Raw genomic sequence first — 13,405 nt, 5'->3', positions numbered from 1 at the left:
GAATGGTTATCAAAAATCGTATCGCCGAAAGCGGCATCTAGCCACCCACACTCCCTGATTATGATTAAAGCAGCAATTTTCGATATGGACGGCCTTCTCATCGACTCCGAACCGATGTGGACCGAAGCAGCACGTTCCGTCATGCAAAAAGTAAATTTTGAGCTTTCCGAAGCACTTCGCATCCAAACTACTGGCCTGTCTATCAAGCTTTTCCTTGATTATTGTCACAAAATACAGCCCTGGAATACGCCGTCGTTTGAAGAGCTTGAAACAGAAATTCTGGAAAAGGCCCACCACGACATCCTTGCCAATGCCGAAGCCATGCCCGGCGCCATTGCGCTCATTCAGGCGCTGAAAAAGGAAGGTCTTAAACTTGCCGTTGCGTCGGCGTCGCATATGGAGCTGATTGAGGGCGTGTTAAAAAGACTGGAAATTATTGACTATTTTGACACGTGGCATTCCGGCGAACTCGAAGAGCACACCAAGCCGCACCCGGCCGTGTACCTCACCACCGCCCGCAAACTGGGCGTTTTGCCTGCCGAATGCATTGCCTTTGAAGATTCTCACGCAGGTCTGCGCGCGGCACATGCAGCGGGCATGATCACGATTTCGGTGCCTGCCGCGGAGGTTTTTGAAGATAAAAAGTTTGATATGGCACATTACAAAATCCCGTCGCTGGAAAAATACATTCTCCGCGAGATGTCGGGTGTGCCGCAAAGCGTGATCGAAAACTAAACCTCGACCCCCAATTCGCTGACCGTATGATCGGACTCCGGCATTTCAGTATTATGATCATGATCAGGATCGCCGTGATTGTCCTGAGCGTGATCGCCCTCGCCTGGCTGGCGTCCCGGCACACCAATCAAACCCTGGTTTACGTACTGGGGACGATTTTCATATTCATACAAGGGTCGCTGCTGTACCAGTACGTGACGAACGTCAACCGGAAACTGACCTATTTCCTCGAATCCGTGCGTTATTCGGATTTTACGATCAATTTCCGGTCGGACAATAAAATGGGCCGCACGTTTAAGGAGCTCAACCAGCAGTTCAACGAAGTGCTGCTGGCATTCCGGCAGGCGCGGGCCGAGAAGGAGGCCAATCTGCAATACCTCAACACGATCGTCCAGCACATCGGGACGGGGCTGATCACATTCGACAGCAACGGGCAGGTGAACCTGATCAACAACGCGGCGCTGCGCATGCTGGGCATTTACCGGCTGCATCAGCTCATTGAACTTAAAGAAAAGCACCCGCGCCTTTATGACCTGCTTTCCAACCTCGACAGCGGCGTGCGCGACCTCTATCGCACTCCCAACGACCAGCCGCTCGCTTTGCAGGCAGCCGCCATCCAGCTCCGCGGCATGTGGGTCAAAATTGTGGTTTTGCAAAACATTCAAACCGAGTTGCAGCAGCAGGAAATCGAATCTTGGCAGAACCTTACACGTGTGCTGCGCCACGAGATCATGAACTCCATGACGCCCATTGTGTCGCTCGTAGGCACCATGCGGCTCATCGTGAATGAGGATATCGAGCGTTCCACGAACGACCAGGAAGCGGTAAATGATTTGAAAGAAGCATTATCCACGCTCGAAAAGCGCAGCAAAGGCATGATGCAGTTCGTGAATGCCTACCGCGATTTTACCACATTGCCCAAGCCGGTATTTGCCAGCATCGGCGTGGCCGAGCTTTTGCAGGAAGTTATACAGTTGCTTCAAACGGACCTCACGCAATCGGGCGTGCTCTGGAAACTGTCTGTGAAGCCGGAAACGCTGACCGTCAAGGCCGACGCCAGCCAGATCCAGCAGGTGTTGATCAACCTCATCAAAAACGCATCCGAGGCATTCTCGCACCAGACCGACCGCCTCATTACGCTATCGGCCTACCAGGTCGACGGGACGGTAATGATCGAAGTAGGCGACAATGGCGACGGCATCGAGCCCGAAGCTTTGGAGAACATTTTCATTCCTTTTTACACCACCAAAAAAACCGGCTCCGGCATCGGGCTAAGCCTTTCGCGCCAGATTCTGCAGCAGCATAACGGGCAGCTCAATGTAGAGTCGCAGGTGGGTAAAGGAACTGTGTTTACGCTGGTATTTTAGAGTTTTTTCTAAATCAAGCAGATCAACCATCGGCTATTGCTGCGCCAGCTTACTCTTCTTGTAGCCATAGCTGAAATAGATCACAAGCCCAATCGCAAGCCAGATCACGAAAATCAGCCAGTTGGATGCGCCGAGTTCGGTCATAAGGTACAAATTGGTGAGGATACCGGCCACGGGCAGCAACGAGAAGTTATGCTGGTAGCTCAAAATCGATAGCGTACACCAGGTGATCCAGAAAATAATGGTGAGCAGCTTGTGCTCCATAATCTCCGCAAAACTCAGCATCCGCCATTCAAGAATAACCTCCTGGCCATAGGTAAGCAGGCCCACAATGGCGAGGGCGAACAAACCTCCTACGAGGAATTTGCCATTAATGTAAGGCACGCGGAATTTGGAGCGGGCCGAAATGCCCTTGTGATCCAGATAGAGTACGCCGCCGCACACGAGGATGAATGCGAAGAAAGTACCCACGCTCGTGAGATCGACGAAGAAATCCATTTTGAAAAACAATGCGGGAATCCCTACCACCACACCGGTGATGATCGTCGCGAAGGACGGCGTACGGTATTTGGGGTGGATTTTGGCGAAACGCTTCCAAAGCAGGCCATCTCGGCTCATGGTCATCCAGATCCTCGGTTGGCCGAGCTGGTACACCAGCAATGCACTCGTGATGGCGATCACCGAGCTGACCGAAATCACCCCGGCCATAAAATCGAGCCCGTTCTTTTGGAATACAAATGCCAGCGGGTCGCTTACTTTCAGTTCGGTGTAGTTCACCATGCCTGTGAGCACGAGCGTGATAAGTACATATAATACAGTACAAATGACTAGGCAGTAAATCATCGCTTTCGGCATATCCTGCTGCGGGTTCCGGCATTCTTCGGCGGTGGTCGAAATGGAATCGAAACCGATGAATGCGAAGAATACTGCCGCCACGCCACTGAGCACCCCTTTCGCGCCGTTGGGGGCAAATGGCGACCAGTTTTCCGGCTTCACATAAAAGGCCCCGGCCAGGATTACCAGCAGCACCACGCCCACTTTCAGCACCACCATGATATTGCTGGCCGTCCGCGATTCTTTGATTCCGATATAAACCAACGCCGTGATGAGCAATGTGATCAGCCCTGCGGGTAAATTCAGCAGGATATGCATGTCACCGATCGTGGGGGCCGAGGCGTATGCCGATGCCGCGAAACGCTCATAATCAGACAATTCCGCCATGCCGGAGCTCTGTAATTTCAAAAATGCTTCTCGTGCCGATTCGCCGTTGATCGTAAGCCAGCCCGGCAAGGAAATGCCGAAGCCTTTGAGCATGCTCACAAAATATTCCGACCACGAAATGGCCACTACCATGTTGGAAACGGCATATTCCAGGATAAGCGCCCAGCCGATGATCCACGCGAACAGCTCGCCGAAAGCCACGTAAGCATAGGTGTACGCGCTACCCGACACCGGCACGGTGCTGGCGAACTGTGCATACGAAAGCGCCGTGAAAACGCAGGCTATGGCCGTAAAAACAAAAAGCAGCGACACCGCCGGCCCGCCATTGTAGCTCGCCAGACCAATCGTGCTGAATATCCCCGCGCCCACAATCGCCGCAATGCCCAGCGAAACAAGGTCGCGGACACCGAGCACTTTGGCAAGCTCTCCCTCGCTTCCCGAATGGGCATCTTTCAGAATCTGGTCGACGGATTTTTTTCGGAAAAGAGGAGAATTCTGGCTCATGCAGGCTTCAATTTATCAGGTATCAGTTTGTAATAAGTAGGGCTAAAAATAGTGATATTCTAAAATCATCCCGGCATCGCCCGAAAATTTGTTCCTTTTATCCCAAAAAATCCGTAGAAAATTCTTTGAACGCGAAATCAAACCAGTAAAGATTGCGTTATCGAACTGATCCCCGTTATACCGTTCCACAGATTGTCCATGAAAAAAACCGCTACTTTCTTCATCAGCTTTCTTTTGTCCATCCAATTCATTGCAGCCCAAAGCGTTAATTCCTATTCAACCGCCCAGGCGCATTCCCACAATGATTATGAAAGGTCGCGGCCTTTCGAAGAGGCTTACGAGCAGCAATTCGGATCGGTGGAAGCCGATGTTTTCCTCGTCAACGATACGCTTTATGTAGCGCATAACCTCAAAGACATTCGCCGCGAGCGCACCTTCTCAGCATTATATTTGCTTCCTATTCTTCAAAAAGTAGAACAAAACGGCGGGCGCATCTACCCGCAGGACAACGTTCCCCTGCAACTGCTCATCGACCTGAAAACGGAAGGCGAGCCTACCCTGGCGGCGCTCGTGAAAGTGCTGGAACCGCATAAGAAGATTTTCGCTCCGGCCGGCAGCGTCCGGATCGTCGTGAGCGGCAATGTTCCCGATCCTTCCCTCTTCGAGCAATATCCCGACTTCATTTATTTCGACGGCCGCCCCGAGAACGTTTATACACCGGCGCAAATGGCCCATGTGGGGCTGATCAGCCAGGCGTTTCAGAAATATTCCAAATGGAACGGCGAAGGGCCTATTCTGGAAAAAGACAAGAGAAAAATCCGGAAGATGGTCAACGACGTGCACGATCTGGGCAAAAAAGTAAGGATATGGGCTACGCCGGACAATATCAATTCCTGGAAAACTATGATGGCACTGGGCGTCGATTACATTAATACCGATAAAGTTCAGCAGCTCGGCGATTACCTTCGTACTGCACCACGGTAGTTTTGCAAAACAAAATACGGCGCCGGATAATTTTTCAGTAGTATCAAAAGGCTTTGGAGCAGTTATAGACTATATTGTACTGTCATCAATTAGTCGAACCTGCCTCCATGTCTGCCGAACAAACTGCTGCGCTCAAAAAAGTCCTCAAACCGATCCACCTCTGGGCCATCGCCGTGGGGCTTGTGATTTCGGGCGAATATTTTGGCTGGAATTACGGCTGGGGCGTATCGGGCACGATCGGATTCCTCATCGCGACGCTCGTGGTGACAGTCATGTACGTGACTTTCATTTTCAGCTTCACCGAACTGACTACCTCCATTCCACAGGCAGGAGGGCCGTTTTCCTACGCCTACCGGGCATTTGGCTGGTGGGGAGGGCTCATTGCGGGTTATGCCACATTGGTGGAGTTCCTGGTGACGCCGCCGGCTATCGCATTCGCACTCGGCAGTTACACGCATTTTTTATATCCCAATTTGCAGGTGCTGGAAGTCGCTTTCGCGTGTTACGCTATATTTATAGCCATTAATTTGCTGGGCATTAAAGAGTCGGCCACGTTCTCGCTGGTGGTAACCCTGCTCGCGGTGGGTGAGCTGCTGATTTACGTCGGCATCGTAGCCCCGCATTTTTCTTATGAAACCTTCGTCGCCGAGCCGATGCCTTTTGGTTGGGCCGGCGTGTTTGCAGCCCTGCCGTTCGCGATCTGGTTTTACCTGGCTATTGAAGGTGTGGCAATGGTGGCAGAAGAAGTGGAAGACCCGAAAAGAACTATCTCACGAGGCTACATTTACGGCATTCTCACATTGGTGATACTTGCGTTGGCCGTGATGGTTTTCACGGGCGGCATCGCTCCCTGGCAGGAACTGAGCGATATCGATTATCCCTTGCCGGCAGCCCTCGGCATTGTACTCGGGCGCGACAGCGGGCTTACGCAGCTTTTCGCCAGCCTGGGGCTATTCGGACTGATTGCCTCGTTTCATGGGACCATTATCGGTTATTCCCGCCAGATTTTCGCATTGGCGCGGGAAGGTTACCTCCCGTCGTTTCTCGGGAATGTCAATGCGCGCTTTCAAACCCCGCATTGGGCGCTCGTGGCGGGCGGCGTGGCTGGATGCGTGGCGCTTTCCCTCGGCACTACCGACCAGGTGATTATCCTTGCTGCGTTGGGTGCGGTGGTGATGTACATTATCAGCATGGTCGCGCTGTTTGCATTGCGTGTCCGCGAGCCGCAGCTCGAACGGCCGTTCGCTGTGCCTGCCTTTCCCTATTTTCCGGCTATTGCGCTTGCATTATCCGCGCTGTGCCTCATCGCGATCGTTTACTACAATTTTACGCTCAGCCTTTGGTTTTTTGGCGGGCTGGCTGTGGTTTCACTGGTTTTCGTAGTAGCCGGCCGCCACAAAACCATGGAGAACCTGCAACAGTCAGAAGAACAGCGCCAAGCTTAACGTTCTGGCCCCTTACCTGCATTTTCCATTACCGGACTTACGCCTCAAAAAACTTAGTACCGTCATTTATCCACCGGTAAGCGGTGTAGTTCACCCTGGGGCAACTGCTTGTGCGAGACCGCTTTTTGCATTTATTTTAAAGCCTGAATATTCCACCGCCCTCATATTGATAGATAATTCGACATGTGTCGTACGATCTACTTTGTAATTAATTCGTATATTATCCATTATTTTTAACCTGCCTGCACATGGGCGGATAGTTGCTTGTAATCGTAAACCATTTACATTCACTTTTAAAGCGGGCGTAGGCTGTCTATTTAAAGCTAAGATGAATATTCTAATCGTTGAGGACGACTTTATCATTGCGAAACATCTCCAATTCTTGCTCAATGGCTTTGGCTATGAAGCCAACGATATCGCAACGGACTATACGACAGCCACAGAGATTCTCAACAGCAAGGTATTCCACCTGGCCGTCCTGGATATTAATCTGAACGGTTATCAAACGGGCATCGACCTGGCGGACTACATCCGGGAAAACGTCAAGATACCTTTCCTGTTCCTGTCCGCGCACGAGGATATCGCCGTTGTAAATGCTGCATTACAAGCCGCGCCGCACGCCTTTTTGCAAAAACCTTTTCAGAAAATCACCGTTTACACGGCTGTAAAACTAGCGTTGAAAAATTACCGCCTGGCAGCGCTTGCGGGTGAAACTACTTCGGAAGAGAAAGAAGACACGACGGTGATCACGGACGCTTTGTTCATCAAGGAAAAGCACATGTTCACCAAGATCATGCTTACTGACATCCTGTATATCCGCAGCGACGATAACTACCTCGAGTTACATACTACCAAGAAGAAATACACCATCCGCGAGACGCTGAAAAACATGCTTCAGCAACTTCCCACCAACTACTTCTTCCGCGTACATAAATCGTTCATTATCAACCTGAATGCCATTACAGCCATTGATTATGTGCATGTAATGATCAACGATATTGAAATCCCCATCACGAACGATAACCGGACGGAGCTCCTGAGCCGCATTAAAACTTTTTCGTAACACCATTTATCAAACGCGCGAAAACGGTTACTTACCGTTTCCCCGGCTTCACCCCAAAAAAGTTACACTTCACCCCTTTGATTTGTCGGGGATTTACCTGCGAAGTAATTTTATAGCACGTAAACACCCTCTTCTATTGATTTATATATTTTTTACCCCGAGCAGAAAGCCTGGGCTTAATTAAGTAACAATTTTTTTTTAAGCCCAGGCATCTGTTTCAATCCCAAAAACGTATTTACAGTCGGTTGAGCATTTTTGCATGATATTGAGCATTATGCACACATTTGTTACTCAAACGCACACAACATATCAGACCTAAACTAAATCGTCTATCAGTTTTTAATTAAATATCGTTGAGAATAATTGGAACATCCCCGGGAAATTATCCCTGGGATGTTTTGTTTTAGCACTGGTTAAGGATAGATCAGGTATTTCTTCCGCATTTCCTTGTATTGCCCCAGGCCGGGCTCCCAGCTTTTACGAATCTCCGCTTCGGAAGCCCCCGCGATGATCTGCTTTTTGAGATTTTCGGTACCTGTGAGTTTATCAAAACTCCCCATTTGCTTGCTCTGGCTCATGTCGAAAAACCTTTCCTTGTCGGGATAAGCCTTGTAAAGTTCTATTAGCCAGCCGAGGTGCAGCTTGCCGCTTTTCCGGATATCCTTCAAATCGTATTTCCGCAAATCGAGGCCGAAGCATTCCTTGTCCTGGTGCAGCGGTGTTTCGCTCATGCCTTTGATGCTGTGCGGGGTAAATGAATAATCGTATTTACCTTTCAGCAGCGGCGCGCCGAGGACTGTAAACGGCATATAGGTGCCGCGTCCCTGGCTCAGGATCGTGCCTTCGAACATACAAATGTGCGGGTACAACATCACCGATTGCTGGGTGTTGAGGTTCGGAGAAGGCATTACCGGCAAAACGTAGGGCGTGTCGTGGGTGTAGTTGGCCACTTTGATGATCTTCAACTTGCATTGCATTTTGTTCGGCAGCCAGCCTTCGCCGTTGATCATCTGCGCGAATTCGGCGATCGTAAGGCCGTGCGAAATCGGTATTTTGTACATCCCGATACCCGAATGCAGGTGATCTTCGAGAATAGGCCCGTCCACGAGGAAGCCGTTCGGATTGGGACGGTCGAGGATGAGCATTTCCTTGTTGTTCTCCGCGCAGGCCTCCATCACGTGCCCTAGGGTGTTGATGTACGTATAAAAGCGCGCACCTACATCCTGAATATCGAAAACCATCAGGTCAATCGCCGCCATTTGCTCTTTCGTGGGCTTTTTGAGCTTTCCATAAAGCGAAATAGCCGGGATACCGGTTTTCTGATCGACGCTGTCGTTCACCTTGTCGCCATTGCTCGCCGTGCCCCGGAAACCGTGCTCGGGACCGAAAATCGTGACAATATTAACGCCCAGTGCAACCAGGCTGTCCACGATTGGCTTTTTGCCGATGATCGAGGTTTGGTTTACTACAATGCCTACCTTCTTGCCTTTGAGATAATCGAGATATTGCGAAATCTGATCGGCGCCGGTGGTGGGGGCTTTGGCTTTGGCGAGGTCTTCGGGTGCCGCGGAAAGCGAATCGGCCATTGCCGGACTTTTCTGGGATGCGGAGTTGACGCAGTTGCTGTTCGTGGCTAATGCGGCGGTGAGGCCCAGGGCTAATGCTAGTGTTTTCATCTGGTTGGGATTAGGAAGACTAAAATAGGGTTTTTCAGTTAAAACAGCCGCATCTGCCCAGCCCGCATAAATTGCGACGTGTCCAAAGGCGGCAATTCACGCCCAGAAAGGTATTTCCGGCAGCAATGTTCGTGCAACTGCCGGATATGCTCCGCGAAATTCCCCTCTCCCACCATCCTGATCCCGAACCGGGAGTCGTTCACCGCGCCGCCGTGGCATTCTTTGATCTGGTTCAGCACTTTGGCCGCACGGTCCGGAAAGTGGTGGTGAATCCATTCGTCGAACAACGTTGAAATGGCGCCGTTCAGCCGCACCACCGTGTAATGCGACCATAATGCGCCATTTTCGGCAATTGCCTGGATCAGCGCCGGTATTTCCTGGTCGTTCAGGCCGGGGATGATCGGCGCCGTCATCACGCCCGTCGGAATACCGGCTTCGCTCAATGTTTTCAGCACCTGCAAACGCCTTTTGCCGGTTACCGTCCGCGGTTCGAGGGCACTGCGCAGCTCTTCGTTGAGCGACGTGATGGACAGTGCCGCGTGCACGAGGTTCAGCTTCGCCATTTTTTCCAAAACATCCAGGTCACGAAGTATCAGCGCATTTTTGGTGAGAATACTTACCGGATTTCGGTAGCGCAGGCAGATTTCCAGTAGCTGCCGCGTAATGCGGTACTTCTTTTCACCGGGCTGGTAGCAATCGGTATTGCCGGAAATATGAATGTGATGCGGCACCCATTTTTTGGAATTGAACAGCTTTTCCAGCAACTGCGGTGCATTCTTTTTAACCACAATTTTGGTCTCAAAGTCCAGGCCCGCCGAGAAGCCCCAGTATTCGTGGGAGTTACGGGCGTAGCAATAAATGCAGCCGTGTTCGCAGCCGCGGTAGGGGTTAATCGAATGAAAGTTAGGTAAATCGGGACTGTCCGAGACACTCATGAGTGTTTTGGATTCCTCTTCAATGAATTGTGTTTTGGGATTTACCTCGGGATCTTCCCACTGCTGCCAGTCTTCGGAAGTGTATTCGAGCTCGTGCTTGAAGAATTTGTTGCGCGTGTTGATTGCGGCCCCGCGCCCGCGTGCCCTGTTGTCCATTGTTTTCCAGTAAGTTGATGAAGTTATGAAGTATCTAACGAAAAGTGTGTGTTGTTTTCAGGGCCGGAATCCCGGCCCTGAAAACGCATTATTTAATGTAACGAAAATCCTCCCCGCCTTTCAGCGAAAGCAGTACGTCGTACATCAGTTGTATTACGTTCTGCACGTCCTCTTTGGCAACCATTTCCACGGTGGTGTGCATGTATTTCAATGGTAATGAGATCAATGCGGATGCGACACCTTCTGTGGAGTAGGCAAATGAGTCCGTATCCGTGCCGGTGGAGCGGCTCACCGCCTGACGCTGGAACGGGATCTTTTTCTCCTCCGCCACGCGGATCAGCAGGTCGCGGACATTGTTCTGTACCGCCGGGCCGTAGCAGATCACCGGGCCGCTGCCGCATTTCAGGTCACCTTGCTCCTTTTTATTGTACATCGGCGACTGTGTGTCGTGCGTCACGTCAGTACAAATCGCCAGGTCGGGTTTCAAGCGGCGGGAGATCATTTCCGCACCGCGGAGGCCGATTTCTTCCTGCACCGCATTCACCACATATAAGGTAAACGGCAACTTCACATTGTTTTCGTGCAGCATGCGCGCCACTTCGGCGATCATATAACCGCCCATGCGGTTGTCGAGCGCGCGGCCCAGGTAATATTTATCGTTGAGTTCATCCAGCCCGTCCGCGAAAGTGACCACGGTACCTACGTGAATGCCCATTTCAAGCACCTCATCCTTTTTGGCAGCACCCACATCGATGAACAGCTCGTGCACTTTGGGGACCTGGTCCTTGGCCACTTCGCGCACGTGGATCGCCGGCCAGCCGAAAACCCCTTTCACCACGCCTTTGGCCGTGTGCAGGTTTACGCGCATGGATGGGGCAATGGCCGCGTCGGAACCGCCATTGCGGCGCACGTGGATGTAGCCGTCTTCGGAAATGTAGTTCACAAACCACGAAATCTCATCGGAATGGGCTTCGATCACCACCTTGTAGTCCTGGCCGGGGCCGATCACGCCTACGGCCGTTCCGTATACATCGATAATCTGTTCTTCGATATATGGCTTGATATAGTCGAGCCATATCTGCTGACCGGTCGACTCGAAGCCGGTAGGAGACGCATTGTTCAGGTACTTATAAAGAAACTCTGTGCTCTGATCTGACATAGATTTAATTTAAATAACTACTGATAATGTGTTGTTAAAGATACTTCCACCACGCGCAAAACCGACGCTTCCGCAGGTACCCGAGGTCGCGTTCGTGCGTGTAGGCTTCCTTTTCAAACGAAATATGAAGATAGGCTAAATAATGCTTTCTGTATTGGGCCAATCGGATTAAATATTCTACAAAATACCAGACATAAAAGATAACCAGCCCGAGTTCAAGCTGTTGCTTTAAATGAATTCGCTCGTGGTTCAGGAAATACCGCGACGGCGTTTTGCGGCGCGACAGGATGAACGGGAACAGGGCCATGCCATCGACCCATAGCGAGGGAATATTTAGCAAAAAGCCTTTGAAGCGCATCGTGACATTGCGGTGTTCGGGGAACGGATTACTGCCGGCCGGGCATTGGCCGGTTATCAAATTACCACAAAAAAGTTGGGTTGCGAAATGTCGTCCATTCCGCAACCCAACGCATTCTGTATCTGTAAACGATTACTCGCTGAAACGGCTGATATCCAGTACTTCAAATTCCATCATGCCGGCAGGCACCTTGATTTCGGTGGTTTCGCCCACTTTTTTACCCAAAAGCCCTTTGCCGATCGGTGAACCTACGGAAATTTTGCCGGCTTTAAGATCCGCTTCTTCCTCCGAAACGAGTGTGTACGTGACTTCCATTCCATTCTTACGGTTTTTGATCTTCACTTTGGAAAGTACCGAAACCTGGGAAGTATCCATGGACGACTCGTCGATCACGCGTGCGTTGGACAGGATTTCTTCGAGTTTGGCGATTTTCATTTCGTGCATGCCCTGTGCGTCTTTCGCCGCATCGTATTCTGCATTCTCACTCAAATCACCTTTATCCCGCGCCTCTGCAATTTGTCGTGCAATCTCCGTGCGGCCTTTGGTTTTCATCTCATTCAGCTCGTTCCTCAGCTTGTTTAGTCCTTCTTCCGTGTAGTATGAAATTTTAGCCATGACCTTTATTTAGTTTATAAGTCTTTTTGATTTTTGAAATTCTACATAAAAAAAAAGAACGGCTCGAAGACCGCTCTACAGAGTTAACGATACTCTCGTAGAAGGCTAGAAGACCTTTTCTTTTCGGTTGATATATGATTTTGTGTTCACCATAATTTTCTGGTAAGAACGACAAAAATAACAATATTTGTGAATGGTAACACCATTTTTATCCAAAAGCGGCATCTTCTTATGTCAAATCCTTTGAGAATTATTTTTATGGGGACGCCCGAATTTGCCGTCCCGAGTTTACAAAGTCTGGTAGAGAACAAATCTAATGTCGTGGCCGTCGTGACCGTTCCGGACAAGCCTGCGGGCCGGGGCCAGAAGCAGACGTCATCGCCCGTTAAAGTATATGCCGAATCGCAGGGTATCCCCGTGTTACAGCCCGAAAAGCTGAAAAACCCGGCATTCCTGGAAGAGCTTAAATCGTACAACGCCGACTTGCAGGTGGTGGTCGCGTTCAGGATGCTGCCGGAAGTGGTGTGGAACATGCCGGCGAAAGGGACATTCAACCTACACAGCTCTCTTTTGCCCCAGTACCGCGGCGCGGCGCCGATCAACTGGGCGGTGATCAATGGCGAAACCGAAACCGGCGTCACCACATTCTTCATCGAAAAGGATATTGATACGGGCAAAATCATTTTTCAGGACAAAGAACCCATTTCTCCGGACGACAATGCAGGCACACTGTACGAACGGCTCATGCGCAAGGGCGCGGACCTGGTCGTGAAGACCGTTGAAGCGATTGCACAAGGCTCCTATCCGCAGGAACCGCAGGACGAACCGCACGATATCAAAGCCGCACCGAAAATCTTCCGCGAGACCTGTGAAATCGACTGGAACAAACCGGCCTCGGACATTCACAACTTCGTAAGAGGCCTCTCGCCCTACCCTGCCGCCTGGACCACGCTGAATGCGTTTTCATGCAAGGTATTTAAAACAAAAATGGTGGATTTCGAAGGCAACGCGCAGCCGGGCGAATACACTACCGATAACAAAACTTACCTGCATTTCCGCACCGGCGACGGCTGGCTAGCGATCGAGGAATTGCAGATTGAGGGGAAGAAGCGGATGGCGATCGGGGATTTTTTGAGGGGGTATAAGTTGTAACACCTCCCACCTACATATACACTTTACACCACTAT

Annotated in this window: 12 protein-coding genes; 6 read left to right on the top strand and 6 right to left on the bottom strand. The window is 50.8% G+C overall.

All coding sequences use genetic code 11. The annotated features are described in order from the left end of the window. Positions 1-60: 60 nt before the first annotated feature. Both hxpB and DFER_RS24035 read left to right on the top strand, forming a co-directional pair. Entirely contained in the window at positions 61-735 is a 675-nt protein-coding gene (gene hxpB / locus DFER_RS24040) for a hexitol phosphatase HxpB (protein WP_015814267.1), read from the top strand. 26 nt (positions 736-761) lie between these two features. Next, positions 762-2,102, top strand: coding sequence for a sensor histidine kinase (locus DFER_RS24035; protein WP_015814266.1), 1,341 nt, complete (start codon positions 762-764; stop codon positions 2,100-2,102). A gap of 33 nt (positions 2,103-2,135) precedes the next feature. Here the strand turns inward: DFER_RS24035 and DFER_RS24030 are convergent, their stop codons facing one another. Further along, entirely contained in the window at positions 2,136-3,827 is a 1,692-nt protein-coding gene (locus DFER_RS24030; RefSeq protein ID WP_015814265.1) for an amino acid permease, read from the bottom strand. 198 nt (positions 3,828-4,025) lie between these two features. On the opposite strand from DFER_RS24030, the gene DFER_RS24025 reads away from it, so the two are divergent. From DFER_RS24025 to DFER_RS24015, 3 genes are all read left to right on the top strand, one after another. After that, a complete protein-coding gene (locus DFER_RS24025) occupies positions 4,026-4,811 on the top strand; it encodes a phosphatidylinositol-specific phospholipase C/glycerophosphodiester phosphodiesterase family protein (protein WP_015814264.1) in 786 nt (261 codons plus the stop codon). Between the two features lie 107 nt (positions 4,812-4,918). Next, positions 4,919-6,256 carry an ethanolamine permease gene (gene eat / locus DFER_RS24020; protein ID WP_015814263.1) on the top strand — a complete coding sequence of 446 codons (1,338 nt, stop codon included), beginning with the start codon at positions 4,919-4,921 and terminating at the stop codon, positions 6,254-6,256. Between the two features lie 328 nt (positions 6,257-6,584). Continuing rightward, the gene (locus DFER_RS24015; protein ID WP_015814262.1) at positions 6,585-7,319 is read left to right on the top strand and encodes a LytR/AlgR family response regulator transcription factor; all 735 of its coding nucleotides are present in this window, start codon (positions 6,585-6,587) and stop codon (positions 7,317-7,319) included. A 413-nt stretch (positions 7,320-7,732) separates the two neighbouring features. Here the strand turns inward: DFER_RS24015 and DFER_RS24010 are convergent, their stop codons facing one another. The 5 genes from DFER_RS24010 to greA all read right to left on the bottom strand — a co-directional run bounded on the left by DFER_RS24010 (position 7,733) and on the right by greA (position 12,218). Next, positions 7,733-8,995: an exo-beta-N-acetylmuramidase NamZ family protein gene (locus tag DFER_RS24010; RefSeq protein ID WP_015814261.1), complete on the bottom strand. Its 1,263-nt coding sequence runs from the start codon at positions 8,993-8,995 to the stop codon at positions 7,733-7,735. A gap of 38 nt (positions 8,996-9,033) precedes the next feature. Beyond that, positions 9,034-10,086: a PA0069 family radical SAM protein gene (locus DFER_RS24005; protein WP_015814260.1), complete on the bottom strand. Its 1,053-nt coding sequence runs from the start codon at positions 10,084-10,086 to the stop codon at positions 9,034-9,036. 88 nt (positions 10,087-10,174) lie between these two features. Continuing rightward, the gene (locus DFER_RS24000; RefSeq protein WP_015814259.1) at positions 10,175-11,245 is read right to left on the bottom strand and encodes a M42 family metallopeptidase; all 1,071 of its coding nucleotides are present in this window, start codon (positions 11,243-11,245) and stop codon (positions 10,175-10,177) included. Between the two features lie 34 nt (positions 11,246-11,279). Continuing rightward, entirely contained in the window at positions 11,280-11,603 is a 324-nt protein-coding gene (locus DFER_RS23995; RefSeq protein ID WP_015814258.1) for a hypothetical protein, read from the bottom strand. A 132-nt stretch (positions 11,604-11,735) separates the two neighbouring features. Next, a complete protein-coding gene (gene greA, locus DFER_RS23990; RefSeq protein WP_015814257.1) occupies positions 11,736-12,218 on the bottom strand; it encodes a transcription elongation factor GreA in 483 nt (160 codons plus the stop codon). A 231-nt stretch (positions 12,219-12,449) separates the two neighbouring features. Here greA and fmt point away from each other — a divergent pair, with 231 nt between their 5' ends. After that, the gene (gene fmt, locus DFER_RS23985) at positions 12,450-13,370 is read left to right on the top strand and encodes a methionyl-tRNA formyltransferase (protein WP_262485288.1); all 921 of its coding nucleotides are present in this window, start codon (positions 12,450-12,452) and stop codon (positions 13,368-13,370) included. The last annotated feature ends 35 nt before the right edge of the window (positions 13,371-13,405 follow it).

The organism is Dyadobacter fermentans DSM 18053, assembly GCF_000023125.1.
GTDB classification, from domain to species: Bacteria; Bacteroidota; Bacteroidia; order Cytophagales; family Spirosomataceae; genus Dyadobacter; species Dyadobacter fermentans.
The sequence above is the reverse complement of the archived record's forward strand: the minus strand, read 5'-3'. Positions and strand labels throughout refer to the sequence as shown.